At 61.4% G+C, this 24,668-nt stretch carries 19 protein-coding genes and 1 pseudogene; 8 read left to right on the top strand and 12 right to left on the bottom strand.

Annotated features, from left to right (window positions below):
- Window positions 1–1,929 (bottom strand): retention module-containing protein (locus WMW70_RS10970; protein ID WP_341437548.1); only part of this gene is annotated, 1,929 nt, incomplete at its 3' end.
- 452 nt (window positions 1,930–2,381) lie between these two features.
- Here WMW70_RS10970 and WMW70_RS10975 point away from each other — a divergent pair.
- The 3 genes from WMW70_RS10975 to WMW70_RS10985 are packed head-to-tail and all read left to right on the top strand — an operon-like array spanning window position 2,382 to window position 7,283.
- A complete protein-coding gene (locus WMW70_RS10975; RefSeq protein WP_341437549.1) occupies window positions 2,382–3,737 on the top strand; it encodes a TolC family outer membrane protein in 1,356 nt (451 codons plus the stop codon).
- 32 nt (window positions 3,738–3,769) lie between these two features.
- Window positions 3,770–5,920 carry a type I secretion system permease/ATPase gene (locus tag WMW70_RS10980; protein ID WP_341438042.1) on the top strand — a complete coding sequence of 717 codons (2,151 nt, stop codon included), beginning with the start codon at window positions 3,770–3,772 and terminating at the stop codon, window positions 5,918–5,920.
- Window positions 5,921–5,930: 10 nt separating this feature from the next.
- Window positions 5,931–7,283 carry an HlyD family type I secretion periplasmic adaptor subunit gene (locus tag WMW70_RS10985; RefSeq protein WP_445942137.1) on the top strand — a complete coding sequence of 451 codons (1,353 nt, stop codon included), beginning with the start codon at window positions 5,931–5,933 and terminating at the stop codon, window positions 7,281–7,283.
- Between the two features lie 312 nt (window positions 7,284–7,595).
- On the opposite strand, the gene WMW70_RS10990 is transcribed toward WMW70_RS10985, so the two are convergent.
- The 6 genes and pseudogenes from WMW70_RS10990 to aceK form a co-directional block, all read right to left on the bottom strand.
- A complete protein-coding gene (locus WMW70_RS10990) occupies window positions 7,596–9,857 on the bottom strand; it encodes a retention module-containing protein (protein WP_341437551.1) in 2,262 nt (753 codons plus the stop codon).
- Between the two features lie 198 nt (window positions 9,858–10,055).
- A complete protein-coding gene (locus WMW70_RS10995) occupies window positions 10,056–10,667 on the bottom strand; it encodes a tRNA-uridine aminocarboxypropyltransferase (RefSeq protein WP_341437552.1) in 612 nt (203 codons plus the stop codon).
- A 166-nt stretch (window positions 10,668–10,833) separates the two neighbouring features.
- Window positions 10,834–11,865 carry a methyl-accepting chemotaxis protein gene (locus tag WMW70_RS11000; protein WP_445942143.1) on the bottom strand — a complete coding sequence of 344 codons (1,032 nt, stop codon included), beginning with the start codon at window positions 11,863–11,865 and terminating at the stop codon, window positions 10,834–10,836.
- Between the two features lie 252 nt (window positions 11,866–12,117).
- A pseudogene (locus WMW70_RS22120) lies at window positions 12,118–12,399 on the bottom strand (PAS domain-containing protein); the annotation flags it as partial.
- A 300-nt stretch (window positions 12,400–12,699) separates the two neighbouring features.
- On the bottom strand, window positions 12,700–12,828 hold the full coding sequence (locus WMW70_RS11005) for a PA1414 family protein (RefSeq protein WP_341437554.1): 129 nt from the start codon (window positions 12,826–12,828) through the stop codon (window positions 12,700–12,702).
- A 116-nt stretch (window positions 12,829–12,944) separates the two neighbouring features.
- The gene (gene aceK, locus WMW70_RS11010) at window positions 12,945–14,678 is read right to left on the bottom strand and encodes a bifunctional isocitrate dehydrogenase kinase/phosphatase (RefSeq protein ID WP_341437555.1); all 1,734 of its coding nucleotides are present in this window, start codon (window positions 14,676–14,678) and stop codon (window positions 12,945–12,947) included.
- 202 nt (window positions 14,679–14,880) lie between these two features.
- On the opposite strand from aceK, the gene WMW70_RS11015 reads away from it, so the two are divergent.
- Window positions 14,881–15,771, top strand: a complete 891-nt coding sequence (locus tag WMW70_RS11015) for a DMT family transporter (RefSeq protein ID WP_341437556.1) — start codon at window positions 14,881–14,883, stop codon at window positions 15,769–15,771.
- A gap of 239 nt (window positions 15,772–16,010) precedes the next feature.
- Here the strand turns inward: WMW70_RS11015 and cysK are convergent, their stop codons facing one another.
- Window positions 16,011–16,985, bottom strand: coding sequence for a cysteine synthase A (gene cysK, locus WMW70_RS11020; protein ID WP_341437557.1), 975 nt, complete (start codon window positions 16,983–16,985; stop codon window positions 16,011–16,013).
- Between the two features lie 110 nt (window positions 16,986–17,095).
- Here cysK and WMW70_RS11025 point away from each other — a divergent pair, with 110 nt between their 5' ends.
- From WMW70_RS11025 to WMW70_RS11035, 3 genes are all read left to right on the top strand, one after another.
- Window positions 17,096–18,181, top strand: a complete 1,086-nt coding sequence (locus tag WMW70_RS11025) for a DUF748 domain-containing protein (RefSeq protein WP_341437558.1) — start codon at window positions 17,096–17,098, stop codon at window positions 18,179–18,181.
- Window positions 18,182–18,307: 126 nt separating this feature from the next.
- Window positions 18,308–19,153: an AAA family ATPase gene (locus WMW70_RS11030; protein ID WP_341437559.1), complete on the top strand. Its 846-nt coding sequence runs from the start codon at window positions 18,308–18,310 to the stop codon at window positions 19,151–19,153.
- 300 nt (window positions 19,154–19,453) lie between these two features.
- Window positions 19,454–20,632 carry a vWA domain-containing protein gene (locus WMW70_RS11035; RefSeq protein WP_341437560.1) on the top strand — a complete coding sequence of 393 codons (1,179 nt, stop codon included), beginning with the start codon at window positions 19,454–19,456 and terminating at the stop codon, window positions 20,630–20,632.
- A 218-nt stretch (window positions 20,633–20,850) separates the two neighbouring features.
- Here the strand turns inward: WMW70_RS11035 and WMW70_RS11040 are convergent, their stop codons facing one another.
- Window positions 20,851–21,738 (bottom strand): LysR substrate-binding domain-containing protein, encoded by an 888-nt coding sequence (locus WMW70_RS11040; protein ID WP_341437561.1) that lies wholly within the window; start codon window positions 21,736–21,738, stop codon window positions 20,851–20,853.
- Window positions 21,739–21,843: 105 nt separating this feature from the next.
- On the opposite strand from WMW70_RS11040, the gene WMW70_RS11045 reads away from it, so the two are divergent.
- On the top strand, window positions 21,844–22,830 hold the full coding sequence (locus WMW70_RS11045) for a DMT family transporter (protein ID WP_341437562.1): 987 nt from the start codon (window positions 21,844–21,846) through the stop codon (window positions 22,828–22,830).
- Window positions 22,831–22,877: 47 nt separating this feature from the next.
- Here the strand turns inward: WMW70_RS11045 and WMW70_RS11050 are convergent, their stop codons facing one another.
- Genes WMW70_RS11050 through WMW70_RS11060 form a run of 3 tightly spaced genes read right to left on the bottom strand, consistent with a single transcriptional unit; the run spans window position 22,878 to window position 24,628 of the window.
- The gene (locus WMW70_RS11050; protein WP_341437563.1) at window positions 22,878–23,402 is read right to left on the bottom strand and encodes a DUF2937 family protein; all 525 of its coding nucleotides are present in this window, start codon (window positions 23,400–23,402) and stop codon (window positions 22,878–22,880) included.
- 13 nt (window positions 23,403–23,415) lie between these two features.
- Entirely contained in the window at window positions 23,416–24,192 is a 777-nt protein-coding gene (locus WMW70_RS11055; protein WP_341437564.1) for a class II glutamine amidotransferase, read from the bottom strand.
- Window positions 24,185–24,628, bottom strand: coding sequence for an HIT family protein (locus tag WMW70_RS11060; RefSeq protein WP_341437565.1), 444 nt, complete (start codon window positions 24,626–24,628; stop codon window positions 24,185–24,187). The genes WMW70_RS11055 and WMW70_RS11060 overlap by 8 nt, the downstream gene beginning before the upstream one ends.
- Between the last annotated feature and the right edge of the window lie 40 nt (window positions 24,629–24,668).

Raw genomic sequence — 24,668 nt, forward strand, 5'->3', positions numbered from 1 at the left:
GTCATCACGGAACACCAACGAACCGCTCAGGTCCAGGCTGGCGTCATCGCTGTCGCCGTCCTTGTCGGTGATGGTCGCCGTCAGGGTCAGGCTGTTCGCATCCGGGCTGATCGGTTCGTTCGGGTCGGTGGTTGGGTGCTTGATCGCCAGCACCTGATCCAGGGTCACCAGGCTGCCCACCACGGTGACGCTGAAGGCCACTGCGCCACCTTCGCCGCCCACCCGGCCTTCCACGCCGCTGGCGGTGTTGTAGAGCAGGATGCTCTGGTTGCTGGCCACGTCCACCAGGCCGCTGTCGGTGCCATCGACGGTGCTCACCGCATAAGTGGTGCTGCCGCTGTTATCGGCTCCGTAGCTGCCACTGAAGGCTCCCGCCACGTCGACGCTGTCGTTCAGGGCCAGGTTGGTTTCATCCACTTCCAGGCCAACGTCGAACTGCGAGGCCACGTTGATGCTTGGGCCGTCATCGCGGAAGGTCAGGAAGTTGCCCAAGTTCAGGCTAGCGCTGGCTTGGTCGCCATCGGCATCGGTGATGGTCGCAGTTAATGCGATGGCGTTGCCGGCCACGCTGACCGGATCGTCCGGGTTACTGCCGTCCGGGTGTTGCAGGGCGCGCAACTGATCCAGGGTGACATTGCCTGAGCCATCAACGCTGACGGTAAAGGCCACAACGCTGGAGTCGCCGCCGACCCAACCTTCGACCACGGAACCGTTCATGCCCAGCACGATATCCAGCCCCGTGGCCACATCCACCAGGCCACTCGGATCGCCGGTGACATTCAGGGCGTAGCTGATATTGCCGGCACCGTCTGCACCGAACGCAGAGCTGAAGGCTCCACTGAAATTCACAGTGACGTCAGTGCTCAGATCAGTCTCATCAACTACAAGGGCACCCAGCTGTGTAGTAGCCAACTCGATACTGGGACCGTCGTCATACACCACAACATCCAGCGACTCCGTAGGCGATACATCCCCATCGCCATCAAATACCCGCACCGGGAAGCTCTCGCCGACTTGATCGGCTGCGCCTGTTGCGCCGGCATTACTGTGATCCAAGGTATTGGCATTGAGGGTGTAAACCCAGTTACCCGCTGCATCGAACTGTAAGGTGCCGTAAACACCTACAACAGTACCGCCGCCCAGTACGTTGACCCAGACACCATCGGCACCCTGTATTTCAATCCGGGAAACCCCATCCGGCGAGTTGATAACCAGGCTGCCATAGGTGGACTCGGCAGTGCTGCCCGGGTTACTGCCGCTCGCCAGAGCGGCCTCATCGGCTACACCGGGGCCAGCCACTACTCCGGGCTGATTACCGCCGCCATCACCACCGGGCGGGCCATCCAGATAGATCACTTCGATTACAGGGGAGAAGTCCGGCACTTCAGGTGGAGGAGGCTCGGGAGTATCGAGCAATACATCGGGCTCAGGATTGGGAAACTCGGGGCCGCTCTGCAACCCTGCAGTAGGGAAGCCAATCACCGGATCAAGCTGACCGCCAACCTCACCCAACAGGACAAAGGAGTGACCACCGCCTGCGCCGCCTGCCGCACCACCTGCACCTGGCCCTGCTGCGGTTGCTTCGCCTGCCAGGGTTGGGTCGACACCGGCTTCGATGGCCGCCTGCAGTTGTTCGACATCGGTTAGATCGCTGTCACTCGGCGCGGCCGGAGAGCTGTCGGCAGCAGGCGCTTGCGAGTCAGGACGGTAGGCCAGCATCTGCTCCGTGAGGGTCAGGCTGCTGTCACGCCCGAGGGTCAATTGCTGGCCATTGGTCATTGCGACCGCAATGGCTCCCGCTGCGCCAGTGACAATCTGCTCGCCGGCATAGACACGATCACCTTCGACCAGTGGTCGCCGCGCTCCATCACCGGCTACCGCATAGACTTCGCCGACAACCTGACTGACGACACCAATTAGAGTAGCCATGATTCCATCCTCACTACAGCTGTCGACCACCGCCGACACGTATTTTCAATACGGTCAGATCACCTTCCGAAGTCGGGATGAAAACAAGAACTGTGAGTGAGCAAGCGACGCAGGAAGCTATCAATAAAAACGCTAACGACAAAAAGTTGTCACCAAAGCCTGCGTAGTACTACTCCATCAAACAACTCCCGCCCGAATCGTGTCTGACCACCTGCTTAACAAGCTGCGCATACCCGCTAGAGGCCTAATCGTTCAGGCCGTCTGCAAGAACAATGTGCTGCTTTTCGCGGCGCGCATAAGATTTTTTCCTCATAAGAGGTGTAATCAATTTTTCTAAGCTACAACTAAAGTTGTTCTTAGCTTTGATGTTAGAGGCTCAGGTCAGTCCGGCAGACAAATACGCCATTTTTTTGGCGACTGGATTCAGAACATCTAAAAAGGAGAGTCACCCGATGCGCGTACTCAATCCTCTGTGGAGCGCTGTATTGCTGGCGTCATTCAGCATCCAGGCCCAGGCCATCAGTCTTGCGGAAGCCATCCAGAGCACGTTGGACAACCATCCCGAAGTGCATGCAGGTGCCAACAACCGCCTGTCCTCGGATGAAGAAGTGAAGATTGCCAAGGGGGGCTATCTGCCCACTGTCGATCTGCTGATGGGTTATGGTCGGGAATACACGGACAACCCCACCACCAGAAGTGCAGGCAACCACAACACTGAAACACTGACTTACGGCACTTCGGAGCTGCGCCTGAGGCAGATGCTGTTCGACGGTTTCAATACGCCCAACGAAGTGGCCCGCACCCAGGCGGTGGTCAACTCCCGCGCCTATCGTCTGCTGGGCACTTCAGAGAGCCTGGCACTGCGGACCGTAGAGGTTTACCTGGACGTGCTGATGCGCCGCGAAATGCTCGAACTGGCCCGCAACAACCTGCAGGCCCATCAGCGCATCAATGACCAGATCGGCTTGCGCAACCAGCAGGGTGTCGGCAGTACCGCCGACCTCGACCAGTCCGAAGCCCGCCTGGCATTGGCCCAGAACAACTTCTACACCGAGCAGGTCAACCTCGCGGACGCAGAGGCCAATTTCTTCAGCGCCGTTGGGCGGATGCCCGATGAGCTGGAATCCCCGAGCTCGGTCAAGGGCACAATGCCGGAAGACCTTGCGGCGGCGCGCCAGACGGTGATGGACAACAACCCCTTCCTGAAATCGGCTCAGGCCGATGTCAGTGCTGCCGAGAAGCAATATGAGGTAGCCAAGTCGCCGTTCTACCCACGCCTTGATGTGGAACTGGCCACCGCAGCCAATGACAACACCCAGGGCATTGGCGGCCATGACAACAGCTGGCGCGCGGCCGTGGTGATGAACTACAACCTGTTCAATGGCATGCGCGACAAGGCCCGTCTGCAATCAGCCGCGCACCAGATCAACGAATCGATGGATATTCGCAACAACGCCTTGCGGGTGCTCAACGAGAACCTTTCCCTGGCCTGGAATGCCATGGACAACGCGCGCCAGCAAACCCCCACCGCCCGTGACTATGCCGACTACACCGCACGGGTTCGCGAGGCCTACCAGCAGCAGTTCAGCCTCGGCCAGCGCACCTTGCTCGATCTGCTCGACAGTGAAAACGAACTGTTCACCGCCAACCGTCGATACAGCGAGGTGCGTTTCCTCGAAGAGTTCTCCATGTACCGCGTAATTGCTGCCATGGGTGACCTGCTGCGTCAGCAACAGGTTGTAGTACCGGCTGAAGCTGTAGCTCTGAGCGAAGTTAAGAGTGAGGCGCGTTTGCCGGCAATGAAGTAGTAGCGGCTCGGGAGTAGTTCAATTTGACCACCATGGAGCGGCCAGGGGCATCCAGCGATCCACGTCTCAATCACGATGATCCGCTGCTTGATGGCCTGTTGATACTTTGCAAACTCCATGGCTGCTCGGTCAGCCGTGGCAGCCTCAGTGCCGGCCTGCCGATGCCTGAGCAACGCCTGACACCCGCACTGCTGCCACGGGCAGCGGCGCGGGCGGGCTTGCAGGGGCGTCTGCTGCGCCGCGACCTGGCCAGTATTTCACCGCTCAATCTGCCGATTTTGCTGCTGCTCAACGATGGCCGCAGTGCGGTATTGCGCCAATGGGGGCCGAAGAATCAGGCGCAGATCCTGCCCTGTGAAACCGACGGCGGCGCGCAATGGGTTGACCGGGAAAAACTGGCCGCCGAGTACAGCGGACAGGCCTTTTTTGCGCGGCCGCGGCATGAACTGGAAGAAGCCCGTACGCCGCTGATACCACGAATTGAAGCCTGGTTCCGCGACACCCTGAAACTGTCCCGCTGGCTGTATACCGATGCCATGCTGGCCAGCCTGCTGATCAACCTGCTGGGCTTGATGATCCCGCTGTTCGTCATGCAGACCTATGACCGCGTGGTACCGAATCAGGCCACCGCAACGCTCTGGGTACTGGCGCTGGGCCTGTTTATCGCCATGAGCTTCGAGTTGCTGCTGAAGATACTGCGCGCCCATCTGCTGGATACCGCCGGCAAGAAAACCGATGTGGTGCTTTCCGCCACCCTGTTCGAACGCATCACCGGCATGTCGATGAAAGCGCGACCGGCCACAGTGGGTGGCTTCGCGCAAAGCATTCACGACTTCCAGGGCCTGCGTGACTTTCTCACGGCCGTAACCCTGACCAGCCTGATCGACCTGCCCTTCTCGTTTCTGATGATTGCAGTAATCTGGCTGATTGGCGACTGGCTGGTGGTGATCCCCCTGCTGGCGTTCCCGATTACCGCGCTATTCGCCTTTGCCGTACAGGCCCGCCTGCGTGACACCGTTGCCAAGAGCCTGCAGCTGGCCTCGCAACGCCAGGCCCTGCTGATCGAAACCCTGGGCGGCCTGGAAACCCTGAAAGCCTGCGGCGCGGAAAGCGAGCGCCAGCACCAGTGGGAAAAGACCCACGGGGCTCTGACCCGCCTGGACGTGCATGCCCGCTCACTGGCCGCCATCGCCACCAACGGCACCATGTTCCTGCAGCAGTTCGCCGGTATGGCGACCATCGTTGCCGGGGTCTACAGCATTATTGCCGGCAACCTCAGCGTCGGTGCCCTGGTGGCCTGTTACATGCTTGGCAGTCGGATCCTAGCCCCCTTAGGCCAGATCGCCGGGCTGATTACCCGATACCAGCAAGCACGCCTGACCATGGCCAGCACGGACGCGCTGATGGCCCTGCCCCAGGAGCGCCAGGCCAAGCAGCGCCCGCTGGATAGAACCCAGCTGCAGGGGGCCCTGGAGCTGCGCCAAGTCACCTTCAGCTACCCCGGTCAGAGCACACCCGCACTGGCGGGTATCAGCCTGCGCATGAATGCCGGCGAACGGGTCGGCATCATCGGCCGCAATGGCTCGGGCAAGAGCACCCTGGCCCGCCTGCTGATGGCGTTTTACACCGCCGATGAAGGGCAGATCCTGCTCGACAATATCGACCTGCGTCAGCTCGATGTTGCAGACCTGCGTCACCAGATCGGCTATGTCGCCCATGACCTGCCGCTGTTGGCCGGCAGCCTGCGCGACAACCTGACCCTGGGTGCCCGCTACATCAATGATGCACGCATGCTCGAAGTCGCGGAAATGACCGGTGTAGTGGACCTCGCCCGGCAGCATCCGCAGGGCTTCGACCGCCCCGTAGGCGAACGCGGCCAGCTGCTTTCCAGCGGCCAGCGCCAGGCCGTGCTTCTGGCCCGCTCTCTGTTGCTGGACCCACCTGTACTGGTGCTGGACGAACCCACCAGCTCCATGGACAACACCAGTGAGGACCTGCTGCGCACCCGCCTGCAGGCCTGCGCCCAGGGCAAGACCCTGCTGTTGATCACCCACCGAGCCTCCATGCTCAGCCTGGTCGACCGGCTGATCGTGCTGGATAACGGCCATATCGTTGCCGACGGTCCGAAAGAAGCGGTTATCGAAGCGCTGCGCAAAGGCCGGGTCGGCCCGGCTGCGGTCTAGGATGGCAACCATGAACCAGTCGCTCCGCAGCTACTTCGCCAGCATGCGCCAGCACAAGCAGGACACCGAGTTCATGCCCGAGGTCGACGGCGCGATACTCGAAGACTCCCCCTGGTTTACCCGGATCACCGTCTGGGCGGTCAGCGGCTGCCTCCTGACCGCACTGATCTGGGCCAACTTTGCCGTACTGGAGGAAGTCACCACAGGTGAAGGCAAGGCCATCCCCTCAAGCAAGATCCAGGTCATCCAGAATCTTGAGGGGGGTATCGTCACCGAGATTTTCGTCCGTGAAGGTCAGGTGGTGGAAAAGGGCGATGTATTGCTGCGCCTGGACGACACCCGCTTTATCTCCAATCAGGGCGAAACAGAGGCCGACCGGCTGGCGCTGGTGGCCCGCGTCGAGCGCCTGACCGCCGAGGCGGAGGGTCGCCCCATCGCCATGCCGGAAGAGATTCTGCGCAAGGCCCCGCAACTGGCCGAAGACGAGCTGGCCCTGTACCAGTCGCGCCAGGGTCGCCTGCAGAGCGAGCAACGCACACTGGGCGAGCAACTGCGGCAAAAAAGCCAGGAACTGGCCGAGTTTCGCTCCAAAGCTCAGCAGTACCGCGCCAGTATGGGGCTGCTCCAGCAGGAGCTGAATATGTCACAACCGCTGGTCGCAAGCGGTGCCATTTCCCAGGTTGAGATTCTCCGTTTGCGTCGCAGCCTGGTGGAAATACGCGGCTCGCTGGATGCCACCAACCTGGCCATACCCAGAGCGGAATCGGCGATGGCCGAAATCAAAAGCAAGATCGAAGAATCCGAACTGGGCTTTCGCTCCGATGCCTTCAAGGAACTCAATGAAATTCGCACCGAGCTGACCAAACTCACCTCCACCAGCGTCGCGATTCAGGACCGGGTCAGCCGCACCACCGTGGCCTCGCCTGTGCGCGGGGTGATCAAGCAGCTCAAGGTCAACACCATCGGCGGCGTCGTCCAGCCGGGCAGCGACATTCTGGAAATCGTCCCTCTGGACGACAGCCTGCTGATCGAAGCCAAGGTGCGCCCCCAGGATGTGGCCTTCCTCCATCCCGGGCAGAAAGCCATGGTCAAGTTCAGCGCCTACGACTTCACCATCTATGGCGGCATGAAAGCCAATCTGGAATTGATCAGCGCCGACACCATCACCGATGAAGAAGGCAAGAGCTTCTACCTGATTCAGGTTCGCACGGATAAAAGCCACCTGGGCAGTGACGAGCATCCCCTGCTGATCATCCCCGGCATGGTGGCCACCGTGGACATCATCACCGGCAAGAAAAGCGTGCTGGATTATCTGTTGAAACCGGTGCTCAAGGCCCGCTCCGAAGCGCTTCGCGAGCGTTAGAAGTGGATTTTGTAGAGTGAACATAGCGAAGCTTTATGCACCGCTGCAGCCCAGATGGCGGAAAGCCTTCGGCATGTCCGCCCTACGATTCGCAAGCCTTGCAGCTGTATAGGGTGGATCGGGGCGCGTAGCTGACGCTTTACCCATCCACCAATTGCGGTGGTGGATGAAAAAAAGCGTCACCCACCCTACGAAGTCGCGGGCCTTGCGGATAACGGAGCACGCACCCGTAGCCGAATTGCGCCAAGGCTTATTCGGGCTACAAGGTTCGCTTCTGTGCGGGTGCAATATGGCCAAGCCCGAGCGTTCAGCTCACACCGAGTCCACCCGCAGTGCCTGGTCGCCGAACAAGCCATCAATCATCCGCGTGGTATCCACGCCGCCACTGACGATGCCACCCGCGCCGGGGGTGACGCCGTAATGCGTGGCCAGGTCGATACCGGCCAGCTCGATGGTCTGGGTCGCCGGGCCTGCGCCACTGGGGCTGACCGAGATCAGCGTGCTGAGCGCCCCGCCGCTGTCGACCACAGCGAAGTTGAGGTAATCGCTCAAGCTGCCGGAGGTTTCGCCGCTGAGTAGATCGCTCAGATCCAGCGCATCGCCCTCGCTGCCGCCCAGGGTGAAGTCGAGAATACGGTCGTGCCCCTGATCGCCCGCGGTCCAGACGAATGCATCCTGGCCACTACCGCCAATCAGCAGATCATCGCCCATCCCGCCAATCAGGGTGTCGTTGCCGCCCTGGCCGAACAGCACATCGCCTCCCGCCCCGCCTACGAGCAGGTCAGCGCCGCCACGGGGGTCGCTGCTGAGGTTGAGCGTCATGGCATGCTCGACTATGTAGTCGCGCACCTGCGCCACGCTGGGCACGCCCCCGCCATTGCTGGCTTGCAGAAAGTCGAGCAGGGCCTGATAGCCCTGGCCGTCGTGGCTGCCGGCGGGATTTCCGTCCCAGGCCAGGTGGTCGGTATTCAGGCTGTCGCCGAAGATGATGTCGTCACCGGCCGCGCCATAGAGCTGATCGTCGCCGAGCGGCAACGGGATAATATCGGTGGAGTCGCCAACCAGCAGCGCCTGCAGTTCCTCGGCGCTGTGCACGATCTGCGAGTCACCAGTCGGGGCGGTGACTGTGCTGCCGTCTGGCAGAAACACCGTGCCAGTGCCGCTTGGGCCAGTGTTGTCGAACATATCCAGCACCGCCGAGGTGCTGGCCGAACCGATGCTGATCGCATGCACCTGGATCGGATTACCGCCAATGCCGGTGTGCAGCATGCTGTTGGCGGCCTGCAGGGCTTCGTCGACATCGCGGAAATTGGAGATATTGGCGGTATCGAGCACCGGGCTGCCCTGCTCGTCCAGATACATGGTGGGCTGACCGTCGGAAAGGAAAAACGCCAGCTGCTCGAAGTTGTTCGCACTGTCCGCACCGGCACCGACGATCTGCTCGTTGAACCATTGCGTGGCCTGGACAAAAGCCGCCTCGTAGTTGGTATGGCCGGTCAGGCTCATGGCGTCGATGGCGGCCAGCAACAGGCCGACGTTGCCGGCGTTGAGTCCATAGATGGTGGTCGCAGTCCCCGCCGTGCTGCTGAACGGCATCAACTGGACGTTGATCACGCCGTCATGGTCCTTGATCTGGTTGGCCAGGTGAGTCAGGGCATCCTTGGTCAACTGGATACGTGACACTCCCGAGCCGGAATCGCGCTCCATGCTGCCGGAGATGTCCACGATCAGGGCGATGTTGTAGTTGGTGCCGGCGGTGATCAGGCTCTGCACCCCGCCGGCGTCGCCGACCAATACATCGTTACCGGAGCTGCCGGTCAGACTGCCGGCACCATCGGCGTCCAGCGGGCTGGCCACCAGATGCGGCGCGTTGCTTCCTGCCTCGTCGTCGGCATTGCTACCGACCACCAGAAGGGGCGGCGACTGCGGAGGGTCTACGGGAGTGACCGGATCGATTGGCGGCGTTACCGGGGGCACGGGCGTGACCGGATCGATCGGCGGCGTTACCGGAGGCACAGGCGTGACCGGATCGATCGGTGGCGTTACCGGGGGCACGGGCGTACTCGGAACCGCGGGATCTACGTCATCCAACGTATCGGCGGCCGGCTGCAGCGTTATATCCAGGCTGGCAAAAGGCAGCGGCCCGGTCTCGAAACCGATTTCCGGTTCCAGCTGGCCGCCCGTCTCGCTCAGCAACACGAACGAATGACCGCCGCCACCGCCATTACCACCCGCCTGCGGCCCGGCCGCCGGGGCCTCCGCGATCAGGGTCGGGTCTTCATTGGCGACAATGGCACGTTGCAGCGCCTCCACCTCGCGCAATTGCTCGGCGCTGGGCTCAGGTGGTAATTGATCGACGAGCCATGCCGGGCTGAGCAATAGGCTGCTCGCGCGGCCCATGGTCAGATCGCCGCCCTGGTCGAGGCGAATCGCCACGGCACCGTCATTGGCGCAAACCAAGCGCTCGCCGAGAAACACCCGGTCGCCTTCGACCAATAGACGAGTGGAACCATCGCTCGCGACAGCCGAGACCTTGCCAACAACCTGAGTAACCACCCCAATGGAATTGCTCATGCATCCTCTCCTTGATAAGCGGCAGAGCAACGCAAGAGGCGCACCCGATCCGTTCTGTAGTGCCAAGCCAATGCACAAGGGTTGGGCAAGCGGATCGAGTAATTGGTTTAACTAATCGTTAAGACCGTTTTTCCCATAATTGGTGAGTAGCTATCACGAATTGGACTAACCACGCCGTACCGGCCTTGCTGACCGTTATTAACGGTCTGCGGGGTTCAGGTGGTTACGCTGATAGGTCTGCTCGCCCATGGCTGCGATCTGCCCCTCGATCAGGGCCTCGAACGGTTTGAGCAAGGCAGCGAATTGCGCCGGGGCCTCCAAGGTTTCCAGCGCGCTGACAATGGCTTCGATGGTCGAGAGCGCGCCCGCTTGCGGTGCCTTGCGCAACCGGTAGCGCGACTGCAGGCCAGGTTCCAGGCTGACCCGCGGCAAGGCAGCCAGCAGCGGATTGCAGTGCAGCAGTTTGCGCGCCTTGCGCCAGGTGCCATCGGGCACCACCAGCAGGGTCTGCTGCCCGGCCGCCTGATCGGCGAACTGCGGCAACGGTAGCGCGCCCTCCCCCGGAAACAACAAGCAAGCCCGGTAGCCAGGCTGATTGAGCAGCGCAGGCAAGTCCTCGAATACTTCACCCACCCGCAACTCGGCATTGAGCAACCCCAGCGCAGCCAGACGCGCGGTATTCAGCGCATGCCGGACCTCACTGGGGTGCTGCAGGATCAATACCCGGGTACGGCTGTCCAGGCGGGGAACGAGGGCGCACAGGCAGAGGGCGAGTGGACGGTGGCAAGCGGGACAGACAAGGCGTGACATGAGCATCTCCTGATGCCCGGCAGTTTGCCATAAGCCTGACCAGGTACGGCGTTGCGGCGTAGGCGAATTCGCGCGCAGGCCTTGCATGGCAGGGACTGCGTCCCTCTAGGCCATCAAACCGGGTGCTGCCGAACCGGCTAGAGCCAGCACCGACAGGCCCTTCGGGTTAACGATTGAAGCGCTCCGCCAGGCTATGCAGGTAATCGGCCATGTCCTCCAGCTCCTGGCCAATAGCGGCACCCTGATGAGCCTGCTCGGCGCTGCGGTCGGAGAGCTGGGCAATCTGGGTAATCTGCCGGCTGATATCCTCGGCCACATGGCTTTGCTGCTCGGAAGCGGCGGCCATCTGCTGGCTCATGCTGGTAATTCGGCTGACGGCCTCGCTGATGCCGTCCAGGGCGGTACGCACCGCTTCGACGCTCTCGACGCTTTCGCGTGAAATGCTTTCGCCTTTGCCGGCGGTCACCACCGCTCGCTCGGCCCCGGCCCGCAGCGAAGCAATGATCTGGTGGATCTGTTCGGTCGACTGACGGGTACGCGATGCCAGCGAACGCACCTCGTCAGCCACCACGGCAAAACCACGACCCTGTTCGCCTGCCCGAGCAGCTTCGATCGCCGCGTTGAGCGCCAGCAAATTGGTCTGCTCGGCAATCGAGGTGATGACATCCGCCACGCTGCCGATTGACTGAGTGGAGTTGGCCAGATCATTGACCGCCTGACCGATATCCACCACGGCCTTGGCCATATGCTGCATGGACTCCAGGCTACCGCTGGCCAGTTGCAGGCCCTGCTTGGCAAGGCGGTCGGCCTCTTCGGCGGCATGGGAGGTGTTCTGCACGTTATGCGTCACTTCCTGAATAGTCGCGGCCATCTGATTGATCGCGGTGGCCGACTGATCGGTTTCACTGCGCTGCTGATCAAGCATCTTGGCGTTGGATCGGGACAACCCGGCGGACTTGCTCGCATGCTTCTTGACGCTTTCCCCGGCATCCTCGATCCGTGTCAGCGCGGTTTGCAGGCGTGCATCCTCACTGATCATGGCCATATCGAGCAGCGCCTGAGCACCACGATTATCGCTGTAGGTAAGCGCGACCAGAGCGCTGGTAAAGGCCTTCGGATGCTCCGCCAGGGTCGCGCGGATCAAGCGGCGCTGGTCATACAGCTGGTATGCGCCCAGGGCAAACAGCACCGCGGCGATAAAGCCGGTCAACCAGGGGCCCTCGATCAGGGCCTGAGCCCCGAGAATGCTCAGGCCGCAGAGAATCAGCGGCCATGAGTGGACAACGCCGCGGGTCCAGGACTCCATCTTGGGCACTGGCGGCTTGCCCTCACGCAAGCGTGCATAGAGTTTTTCGGCACGGCGCTTCTGCTGCTCGCTCGGCGAGGAACGCACCGACTCATAACCGGCTACCCGACCATTCTCGTAGATAGGCGTGACATAGGCACTGACCCAGTAGAAATCGCCATTTTTCGAACGATTCTTGACGATGCCCATCCAGGGCTTGCCCTGTTTGATGACCTCCCACATATGGCCGAATACAGCAGGTGGCATGTCGGGATGGCGCACCAGGTTATGCGGCTGGCCAATCAGCTCTTCGCGGGTAAAGCCGCTGATCGCGACAAAGGCATCGTTGCAGTAGGTGATGTTGCTGTTCAGATCGGTGGTAGAAATCAGCCGCTCATTCTGGGCAAAGGTTCTTTCCCGCTGAGTTATCGGAAGATTCTGGCGCATAAGGCTCTCCCTATCAGAGCTGGGGGTATTCGTGTAACTGCCATGCAGGGTCTAGCAAAACGCCAGCGTTGCGCTAGCAACGTACGCCTGTTCGATTTCCACCTGAACATGACTGCCGCGCAAGCGCCTGACGAGGATGCTCCGAGCAGAGAAACCTGACCTAATAGACAGATTATAGCAGTCGCCGCCAGGCACTGGGGAGTCTCACCAACAAACAACCCCATCCGGCATATGGATCAGCCCTGCAGCCATTCGAATGCGGCAGCGGATCTGCTGCTCAACGCCCTGCAGACAAGCCCGTCAGCGCCGCCGCGGCGGTTGCCGGCCGCCCTTATCGTCACGCACCGGAACAGGCTGCAGCGTCGGCCGATCAAGCAAGCCGAGGGCAACTAGCAGGTCATGTAAGACACTTTGTAACTTGGCGATCATGGGACACCCTCCTGCCAAGGACTACGGAGAGGCGCGCGTGCACCTGATCTGAGCCTAGCTCAATCTGCCAGAAATGCTGCCATGCGAGCGCTTGCAGCGCCGCCCGCACAGGCGGCTCAATACTCCTTGTCGGCCTGCTCGGCCTTGCGCCTGTAGGGGAACACGTCGATAACCTTGCCGGCACGAATCGCCTCCTGCAGGCTTTTCCAGTAGTCGGCGTCATACAGCTCGCCGTGCAACTGGCTGAACAGCCTGCGCTGCTTCATATCGGCAAACAGGAAGGGCGGAAACTCCTCCGGGAACACATCCAGCGGGGCCACCGAATACCAGGGTTCGGAGGCCATTTCGTCCTCGGGGTAACGCGGCGGCGGAATACGCCGGAAGTTGACCTCGGTGAGAAAGCAGATCTCGTCGTAGTCGTAGAACACCACCCGGCCGTGGCGGGTCACGCCGAAGTTTTTCAGCAGCATATCGCCAGGGAAGATATTCGCCGCAGCCAGCTGCTTGATCGCCAGGCCGTAATCGTCGAGCGCGTCGCGCACCTGGGCCTCGCTGGCACTTTCGACATACATGTTCAGCGGGGTCATGCGCCGCTCGGTCCAGCAGTGACGCACCAGCACCGTATCGCCCTCCACCACCACGGTCGAGGGTGCCACCTCCAGCAACTCGGCCAGGCACTCGGGCTCGAACTTGGACAGCGGAAAGCGAAAATCGGCGAACTCCTGGGTATCAGCCATGCGCCCAACCCGGTCGACGGTTTTCACCAGGCGGTACTTCTCGATCACCGTGCCGCGGTCGACGTTTTTCGACGGCGAGAAACGATCCTTGATGATCTTGAACACGGTATTGAAGCCCGTCAGGGTGAACACGCTCATGACCATGCCGCGCACCCCGGGGGCCATGATGAACTTGTCGTCGGTGCTGGCCAGGTGGTTGATCAGGGCGCGGTAGAACTCCGACTTGCCGTGTTTGTAGAAGCCGATCGAGGTGTACAGCTCGGCGATATGCTTGCCCGGCAGAATGCGCTTGAGAAAGCTGACGAACTCCGCCGGGTAGCCGACCCGCACCATGAAGTAGGAGCGAGTGAAGGAGAAGATGATCGACACCTCGGCCTCGTCGGTGATCAGCGCATCGATCTGGATACCCTGGCCCTCACGGTGCAACAGCGGAATCACCAGCGGCCATTGCTCGTCGCGGGTGTAGATGCGCCCCACCAGATACGCGCCCTTGTTGCGATACAGCCGCGAGGCGAACAGCTCGATCCGCAGCTCCGGGTCCTTGCATACCCAGTCCGGCAGGCTGGCGTGCAGCTGTTTGAGCAAACGTCGCAGATCGCGCTCCAGGTCCTCATAACCCACCTCGAAGCTGAAATCCTCGAATACCTGGCGCAGGGCCTGCTCCATATTGCCCGCCGGCTCGTAGACCCGGGTCTGCGGTGCCCGCACGTTGCCGCGCAGGGACGGCCGCGTGGTATGGATAAACATGCAGCCGTCATTGATCTGGTCGTGGCTGAACAGGCTGCAGAAGATCGAGTTGAACCAGGTTTCCGCCAGTTCGTCGTCGTAGCGCGGGTCGATCAGGGCGATATAGGCCGACTTGACCAGGGGCCACTGCAGCACATCCAGCAGGACCTCGTCGGCATAGGCCTGATGCAGGTCTGCGCTGACCGCGCCGACACACTCTTCATAGAGGGCAATACGGGCCGCCGACGCCTGCTGAATCTCCTGCCACTGCGCCTGCTCGAAACGCACCCGCGCGCCATTGGTGATCTGGCGGAACTGCTCACGATAATCGTCAAAACCATCGAGGATAAGCTGGGCGATAGCACCAGCGGGCCATTGCTGCGGCATGAATGAACCTCTGCGCGAAGAAAGACGGAGCACCCGGCGAGCTTAGCCAGTGGCGGCGGCAAGTAAAAGCCGGCAGAGACCGTAAAGGGCCTTATCTGCGGCGAAATATCGGCGAACAGCTATTTGAAAGCGTTTTTCGAATTGCCTTGATGCCCAGGCCAGGCAACACTGCGCGGCCTTTTCAACTGCTGTGGAGTCTGTCGTGCGCCTTGCCGACCTGCTGCGTCTGCTCTTGCTGGCTGCCATCTGGGGCGCGAGCTTTCTGTTTATGCGCATTGTCGCGCCGGTGCTTGGCAGCATGCCGACGGCCTTCTTCCGCGCCAGCTTCGGCATGCTCGGCCTGCTCGCGATTCTGCTGCTGATGCGGGTCAGCTGGGATTTTCGCGGCAAACTCAAGCACTGCCTGGTGCTGGGGGTGATCAATGCCGGCCTGCCCTCGGCCATGTACTGCATGGCCGCCCTGGTGCTGCCGGCGGGCTATTCGTCGATTCTGAACGCCACGACTCCGATGATGGGGGTATTGATCGGCATGCTGTTCTTCGCCGAGGCGCTGACCCTGAGCAAGACCGCCGGTGTGGCCATCGGTCTGTTTGGTGTGGCGGTACTGACCCGCACCGGGCCGGTCGAGTTTGACCTGGATCTGCTGCTGGGCGCGGCTGCCTGCCTGGTGGCGACCACCTGCTATGGCTTTGCCGGTTTCCTCACCCGCCGCTGGATCGGCCAGCAGGGCGGCCTGGACAACCGCCTGACGGCCTTCGCCAGCCTGTGCGGTGCCAGCCTGTTCCTGCTGCCTTTGTTTGCCGGTGCACTGGCCCTGCAGCCGCCGGCCAGTTGGGGCGGCCTGGATGTGTGGCTGTCCCTGGCGAGCCTGGGGCTTATCTGCACCGCCTTTGCCTACGTCCTGTATTTCCGTCTGCTCAGCGATATCGGCCCGATCAAGGCCTCGACCACCACCTTTCTGATTCCGCCCTTTGGCGTACTCTGGGGCTGGTTGCTGCTCGACGAACCGCTGTCCTGGGCCTATCTGTATGGTGGCGTACTGATCGCCGTGGCGCTGTGGTTGGTGGTGCGGCCGAGCGCTATCAAGGCGTAGGATGGGTTAGGCGCTGGTACAAAGATCATGAGATAAACCCAATGGTTGGGTGCCGTAACCCATCAAGGCGATGGGTATCGTGATACTCAACCCATCCTACCTTTGCTGCATAGACGCCACCCAGATTACATCCGGCCTACGGGCTGCGTGCCAACAACACATGCTGAGCCGCGGTGCGCACGGCACCCCCTACGAAAAAGCCGCCCGAAGGCGGCTCGTTCACAGACGCTGCGTGACGCTTACTGCTGCAGTTCCTGCTCGGTAAACATATCGCTGAACAGCATGCTCGACAGGTAGCGCTCGCCGGAGTCCGGCAGGATCACCACGATGGTCTTGCCCTGCATGCCCGGCTCGTTTGCCAAGCGCAGTGCGGCTGCCATGGCTGCACCACAGGAGATGCCGCAGAGAATGCCTTCTTCGCGCATCAGGCGCAGGGCCACAGCCTTGGCGTCGTCGTCAGTTACCAGTTCGACCCGGTCGACCATGGCCAGATCCAGATTGCTCGGCACAAAGCCCGCGCCTATGCCCTGAATCTTGTGCGGGCTGGGCTTGACCTCGTCGCCCGCCAACGTCTGGCTGATCACCGGCGAGCCCAGCGGCTCAACCGCGACCGAAAGAATCGGCTTGCCCTGGGTTTGCTTGATATAACGCGACACCCCGGTGATGGTGCCGCCAGTACCGACGCCCGCCACCAGCACATCGACTGCGCCGTCGGTATCGTTCCAGATTTCCGGGCCGGTGGTCTTTTCATGAATCGCCGGGTTGGCCGGGTTATCGAATTGCTGTGGCATAAAGTAGGTGCTGCTATCCGAGGCGGCGATTTCTGCAGCCTTCTCGATAGCCCCCTTCATACCCTTGGCTTGCTCGGTCAGCACCAGTTCGGCACCCAGAGCCTTGAGCACCTTGCGCCGCTCCAGGCTCATGGACGCCGGCATGGTCAGCAGCAACTTGTAGCCACGGGCCGCAGCAACGAAAGCCAGGCCGATACCGGTGTTGCCCGAGGTGGGTTCGACTATGGTCATGCCCGGTTTGAGCACGCCGCGCTCTTCCGCATCCCAGACCATGCTCGCACCGATGCGGCACTTCACCGAATAGGCCGGGTTGCGCCCTTCGATCTTGGCCAGAATGGTGACGCCTTTGGGGCCCAGGCGGTTGATCATCACCAGCGGTGTGTTGCCAATGGATTGCGCGTTATCTGCATAGATGCGGCTCATGGCGGTGTCCTTGTGCGAAGTTGCCGAATAAGCTGTCAAGCCTAAGTCTGATGTGCCTGGCCGTCCAGTCCGGAACCCCTCTCCACCACCCCACCACGAGTCTGTCCTTTATGAAGAAACGCTACAGCATTCCTCAATGGATACTCCTGGGCCTAGTCGTCGCCCTGGTGGCGCTGCATTTCGCCTTGCCCTTGCTGGTGCGCGACTACCTGAATGACAAGCTCGCCAGGATGGGCGACTACCGCGGACATATCGCCGATGTCGATCTGGCCTGGTGGCGCGGGGCCTACAAGATCAACGACCTGCGCATCATCAAGGTCGACGGCAAGGTGCCACTGCCCTTTGTCGAAGCCCCGCTTATCGACCTTGCGGTTAGCTGGAAAGCGCTCTGGAATGAGCGCGCCGTGGTCGCCGAGGTGGTGTTCGAGAAGCCGGTGGTCAACTTTGTCGACGGTAAAAACCAGCAGAGTTCACAGACCGGTCAGGGCACCGACTGGAGCGAGCAACTAACCAAGCTGCTGCCCATCACCCTCAATGAGGTGCAGGTGATCGAGGGCGTCGTACACTTTCACAACCTGACCTCCACGCCCCCGGTGGATCTTCAGGCCACCCAGGTCAACGCCAGCGTTTACAACCTGACCAATGTCAGCGACGAACAGGGCGAGCGCGTCGCCCGCTTCGAAGGCACCGCCCAGTTACTCGGCCACGCACCGCTGGAAAGCAGTGCGAGCTTCGATCCCCTGCAGAATTTCCAGGAATTCGAGCTGAAACTGCGTGCCACCGATATCGACCTGACCCAGCTCAACGACTTTTCCGCGGCCTATGGCAAGTTCGACTTCAAGGCCGGCAGCGGCGACCTGGTTATCGAGGCGAGCGCCGAAGACGGCCAGCTCAGCGGCTATATCAAGCCCCTGCTGCGCAATGTCGAGGTGTTCGACTGGCAGCAGGATGTGGCCAATCAGGACAAGGGCCTATTGCGCGGCCTCTGGGAAGCCCTGGTCGGCGGCGGCGAAACCCTGCTGAAGAACCAGCGCAAGAATCAGTTCGCCACCCGCGTAGAACTCAGCGGCAACGTGCGCCAGCAGAATATCAGTGCGTTTCAGGCGTTCCTCGCCATTCTGCGCAATGGTTTTGTCGAAGCATTCACCACCCAGTTCGAAAAACCGGCCGACCGACGTGAACCGGTCAAGGAGTGACGGACCATTCAGTGACTGAATAAGCTGTCTACGTTCACAGTGGCCCGGCTCGCGCGTTATAGTCGAACTTTTCAAATACTGAACCCGCGGGTATGGCCCTGCGCGTTACCGTTCGAGGATTTACCGATGAAGTTCGAAGGCACCCAGTCCTACGTCGCCACCGACGACCTCAAGCTCGCGGTCAATGCCGCCATCACCCTGGAGCGTCCGTTGCTGGTCAAGGGCGAGCCGGGCACCGGTAAGACCATGCTGGCCGAGCAGCTGGCTGAGTCCTTTGGCGCTCGCCTGATCACCTGGCATATCAAATCCACCACCAAGGCCCACCAGGGTCTGTACGAGTACGACGCGGTCAGCCGCCTGCGCGACTCGCAGTTGGATTCGGACAAGGTCCACGACGTACGCAACTACATCAAGAAGGGCAAGCTGTGGGAGGCCTTCGAGTCGGACGAGCGGGTCATCCTGCTGATCGACGAGATCGACAAGGCCGATATCGAATTCCCCAACGACCTGCTGCAAGAACTCGACAAGATGGAGTTCTACGTTTACGAGACCGACGAGACGATCAAAGCGAAAAAGCGCCCGATCATCATCATCACCTCGAACAACGAAAAAGAACTGCCGGACGCCTTCCTGCGTCGCTGTTTCTTTCACTACATCGCCTTCCCGGATCGCACGACCCTGCAGAAGATCGTCGATGTGCACTACCCCAACATCAAGAAGGATCTGGTCGCCGAAGCGCTGGACGTATTCTTCGACGTGCGCAAGGTGCCGGGCCTGAAGAAGAAGCCCTCCACCAGCGAACTGGTTGACTGGCTCAAACTGCTGATGGCCGACAATATCGGCGAAGCCGTGCTGCGCGAACGCGACCCAACCAAGGCCATCCCGCCCCTGGCCGGTGCCTTGGTGAAGAATGAGCAGGATGTGCAGCTGCTGGAGCGTCTGGCCTTTATGAGCCGCCGCGCTTCGCGTTAATAAACGGGCTGCTGCGCGTCGGCCATGCTGCGTTGGAATCAGGTTCGCACAGTGGTTTGCCACTGAACGCCCAAAGGGCGGCCCCGAAGGGGCGAGCGAAGCGAGTAATGCTTACAGACGTAAACTCCGCTTCCTTACCTGATTCCGCCTTGCCTGGCTCTAGCTCGCGAGCCCTTGAGCCAAGTGCCGTAGGGTGGAAAACCGCGAAGCGTTTTCCACCTTGCCCATCGCCTATGCCGTATAGGCCCGGTGGATGAAAAGAGCGTCATCCACCCTACGGGTAATCGGGAGACAACTGCCATGCTGCTCAACCTATTCAACGAAATGCGTGCCGCCAAGGTGCCGGTGTCGGTGCGCGAGCTGCTCGATCTGATCAACGCGTTGAAGCACAACGTGGTGTTCGCCGACATGGACGAGTTCTATTTCCTGTCGCGGGCGATTCTGGTCAAGGACGAGCGGCATTTCGACAAATTCGACCGCGCCTTCGGGGCCTACTTCAAGGGCCTGGAAAACCTTAACCAGCATATCGAGGCGTTGATCCCCGATGAGTGGCTGCGCAAGGAATTCGAGCGTTCGCTGACCGATGAGGAGCGCGCCAAGATCGAATCCCTCGGCGGCCTCGACAAGCTGATCGAGGAGTTCAAGAAGCGCCTGGAAGAACAGAAGGAACGCCACGAAGGTGGCAACAAGTGGATCGGCACCGGCGGCACCAGCCCGTTCGGCTCCGGCGGCTTCAACCCGGAAGGCATTCGCGTCGGCGACGCCGGCAAGCGCCAGGGCAAGGCGGTCAAGGTCTGGGACCAGCGCGAGTACAAGAACCTCGACGACCAGGTCGAACTGGGCACGCGCAATATCAAGGTGGCCCTGCGGCGCCTGCGCAAGTTCGCCCGCCAGGGTGCCCAGGACGAACTGGACCTCAACGGCACCATCGACCACACCGCCAAGGACGGCGGCCTGCTGAATATCCAGATGCGCCCGGAGCGGCGTAATGCGGTCAAGCTGCTGATCCTCTTCGACATCGGCGGTTCGATGGACGCCCACGTCAAGGTCTGCGAAGAGCTGTTTTCCGCCTGCAAGACCGAGTTCAAGCATATGGAGTATTTCTACTTCCATAACTGCGTGTACGAGTCGGTGTGGAAGAACAACCTGCGCCGCACCTCCGAACGCTTCTCCACCCAGGATCTGCTGCACAAGTACGGCGCGGACTACAAGGTGGTGTTCGTCGGCGACGCGGCCATGGCCCCCTACGAGATCACCCAGGCCGGCGGCAGCGTCGAGCACTGGAACGAGGAGCCGGGCTACGTCTGGATCAAGCGTTTTATGGAGAAGTACAAAAAGCTTATCTGGATCAATCCCTACCCCAAGGACAGCTGGGGCTACACCGCCTCGACCAATATCATGCGCGAGCTGCTGGAGGATCAGATGTACCCGCTGACCCTGCAGGGTCTGGAAGACGGGATGAAGTTTCTCTCCAAGTAAAACCAACGGGCCCAGCAGGGCCCGTTTTATTTGGCGATGCCCCAATAGCCTGTTACGCCCGGCTATCGCCACTGAGCCTGGAATGACCTTGATCCGCAGGTTGCGCTGTGCGCACCCGTAATTTGCTGCCCAAGCTGGTGCGCCGGCGCACCCTACTCATTGCCGCCTCTGCGCGAAAGGTTCAGGTCTGAACACAACATTGGGACAGTGCCTTTTGTTTAGCCTGCCGTACTGCTAGCGGTCAGGCAGTCGACCAGTTCTGCAGCAAACCCCGACAATAACTCGCGCTTGCGCACACAGACCTTCAAGTCCCGCTGCGCCCAGGGCTCTTCCAGCTCAATCACAGCCAGCGGCGCACCAGCGGTTACCGCACTGCGCGGCACCAGGCCGATGCCAACCCCTGCACTGACCATGCGGCACACGGCCTCGAAGCTGCGCACCTGAATCCGCACCTCAAGGTGTCGTCCCAGAGCGGCGGCGGCATTCATGGTAAAGGTGTGAATGGCCGAGCCTGAATGCAGCATGACAAAGGGGTAGTCCAGCACCTGGGCAAACAGGCTGCTGGCGTGTGCTGCCAGTGGATGATCGGCCGGCGCAATCAGCACCAGTCGGTCAGCCCGGTACGGGATCAGCTCAACCTCAGCGTCCGCAATCGTCCCCGCCACCACGCCAACTTCCACCTCGCCGCGTGCCACCGCCATCAGCACGTGTGGGCTGGTGTGCTCTTCCAGGGAAATACTGACCTGCGGGTGGCGCTGCAAAAAGGTCGAGAGGCTGTCGGGTAGAAAGGTATGGGTGGCATGGGTATTGGCCCACAAGCTGACATGCCCGCGCACGCCTTTGGCGAAGGGCGTCAGGTCGGCATGCATCTGCTCAAGCTGGGCAAACACCTGGCGTGCATGACGCAGCAACGCCTCGCCGGCGCGGGTCAGGCTGACACCGCGCGGTTCACGCAGTAGCAGCGGCGTGCCGATCGACTCCTCCAGCACGCGCATGCGATGGCTGGCCGACGACGCCGCCAGGTGCACGCGCTCGGCACCTCGGGTCAGGTTCTTGGCTTCGGCGATGGCGACAAACAGGCGCAGATCAATCAGGTCGTAATGCATAGCGTTAGTGAAATCCGAACGATTACTTATGAAAAAGCCAATTCCATGGGGATTCTATACCCAGCATCATTCGGATCAGCACAACTCTTTAGGACGTTACTTAGCATGCCATGGAAAACCTGGTCAGCCGAACGCTTAGGTATCGCACTCGCGGTACTCGCCGCCTTTGGTTTCTCGTTCAAGGCGATCTTCGTCAAGCTCGCCTATGCCGCTGCACCCGTGGACGCCGTCACCCTGCTGACGCTGCGTATGAGCTTCGCCCTGCCTATCGCGCTGTGGGCCACGCTGTGGCTGTGCCGCGCTGCGCCGCCGCTGACGCGCAAAGACTGGGGCATGCTGATTGCCCTCGGTCTGCTCGGCTACTACGGGGCCAGCATTCTTGATTTTATTGGCCTGCAGTACATTTCGGCGGCGCTGGAGCGCCTGATTCTGTTTATCTACCCGACCATGACCGTGCTGATCGGCGTGCTGTTTATGGGCAAGCGCCTGGAGAAGCGCCAGGTTGCGGCGCTGCTGCTGTCCTACGCGGGCATCGGCCTGGCCTTCGCCCACGACCTGCAGGTGGCAGAGGACCTGCATACGGTGTTGATCGGTGCCGCCTTTATCTTCGGCTCCGCACTGTCCTACGCGCTGTACAGCTCAGGGGCCGAGGTGGCGATTCACCGACTGGGCACCATCCGCTTCGCCGCCCTGGCGATTATCATTTCCACCTTCGCCACGCAGATTCACTTCCTCGCCACTCAACCGTTTTCCGCACTGCAGCAGCCGATGGAGGTGTACGCGTACAGCGCGGCGATGGCGATTTTCTCCACGGTGCTGCCGATATTCTGGCAATCGGCTGCGCTGCGTCTGATTGGTTCGGCGCGTACCGTGCTGATTGGCACGCTGGGACCGATCCTGACGATTGTCTTCGCCTGGATGCTGTTGTCGGAGCCGGTGTCGTTCGCCCAACTGGCGGGGGCCGGACTGGTGCTGGCAGGGGTGTTGCTGGTGTCGCGGCGTAAACGCTCGCCCGTTCAACCGGCACCTGTTGCCGAGGACGTTAAAGCGAGCCAGCAGGCGCTCGCCACCCCCGCGTCACCCGGCCAGTAGGCTTGGCAAAACACCAAGGACTCTTGCGAGTCCTTGGGTGATGCAACCTAACGCCAGTGCCGCTGCTGCACCTTCTGGCTGCGGCCGACGCCCAGCAGCATACCGACCAGCAGCGCCAGGCTTTCCAGCAACCAGGCCAACAGCATGGCGCAGGCAATGCCCCAGGCGATGGCCTCGGGAGCCAGCAGCACCTGGTAGCGGTAGGCAGCAAAGGTTTCTTCCATTAACTCATGGTCTGCGGCGCTAGCCAGATGCCAGACCTGGCCGTACCAGGGCCCTTGCATGGCCTTGGCTTCGCGCTCAAGGAATGCCGAGCGCTCGACCAGGGTGCCCAGGCTCTGGGCATCGCTGCGCATCACCGGATCGGCGCTGGCCTGGTAATGGCCGACCAAGGCCACCAGATCGCCATTGAAAAAGCGCCGAGCCGTTTCGCGAAAGCCTTTTAGCCCCTGCTCCGACTCGATCCGATGGGCTTCGACGCGCTTGCTGTAGTCGTCGATAAAACCCGGCACCTGCACCCCGACCAGCAACCCCAGGGCAAACAAGGCCAACCGCAGATAGCTTCTAAACATGTCCCTCCCCCATTCAGTCCGTTATGCCTTGCGCCACACATTCACCGCCACGCCACAGACGCCACTCACCTGGCTGGTAGAGCGTCCAGCTTTCGTTATCGGTCAGGGCTTCGGTGGCCAGCACCGTGACCACGTCATTGGGCGTGGTTTCCGCCTGGAAATCCACCTGCATATCGGCATCTTTCAGGTGCGCCGGGCCGAAAGGCGCGCGTCGGGTGATATGCGCCAGCTTGCTGGAGCAGAAACTGAACAGCCAGTCGCCATCGCTGAGCAGGCAATTGAATACGCCCTGCTGCCGGTAGGCTGCGCAGGCAGCGACCAGGGTCGGCAACAGCGCCTCGATCGCCGCCGGCTCGGCAAAGGCCTGGCGCAGGCGATTGAGCAGGTCGCAGAAGGCCGCCTCGCTGTCGGTGTCGCCGACCGGCCGGTAGAACCCCGGGGCCGGCGCAAAGTCGGCGAGCTGACCGTTATGGGCAAAGCACCAGTTGCGCCCCCACATCTCGCGCACGAAGGGATGGGTGTTGGCCAGACAGACGCGGCCGACATTGGCCTGGCGAATATGGCCGATCACCACTTCGCTCTTGATCGGGTAGCGCTGCACCAGCTGCGCCACTTCCGACTCGCTGCTGGCACGCGGGTCCTGGAACAGGCGCAGACCGCGCCCCTCATAAAAGCCGATGCCCCAGCCATCGCGGTGCGGGCCGGTGCGGCCGCCGCGCTGCATCAGGCCGGTAAAGCTGAAGACGATATCGGTGGGCACATTGGCGCTCATGCCAAGCAGTTCACACATGACGCAACGCCTGGCGCAACTGCTGCGCTTCACTGGCCAGACGCGCCTCGATACGTTTGCGCGCCAACGGTAAAAAACGCGTCAGGGCCCGCCACAGCAACGGCATGACATCGCCGCTACGCCTTGGAATCAGGTGCAGATGCAGGTGGGGTACATGCTGATTGGAGGTAGGACCGTCATTGACCAGGAAATTGATGCCCTGCTCGCCATAACCGGCCGCGCGCAAGGCGGCGGCCACGCGCTGCGCCAACGGCAGCAGCTGCTCACAGGCAGCAGTGGAGAGGTCTTTGAGAAAGGGCGCATGTTCGCGGCTGACGATCAGGATATGGGCCGGGCGCAGGGGGAAGATATCCAGCAGGACGAAGAAATGCTCGTCCTCGTAGATACGCTGTGCAGGTAGCCGGTTGCCGGCAATTGCACAAAACACACAGTCCATAAGTCCTCCTCGTCGGCGAGGGGCCATGCTGAACGGCCGC

The organism is Pseudomonas sp. XK-1, from assembly GCF_038069885.1.
GTDB lineage: Bacteria > Pseudomonadota > Gammaproteobacteria > Pseudomonadales > Pseudomonadaceae > Aquipseudomonas.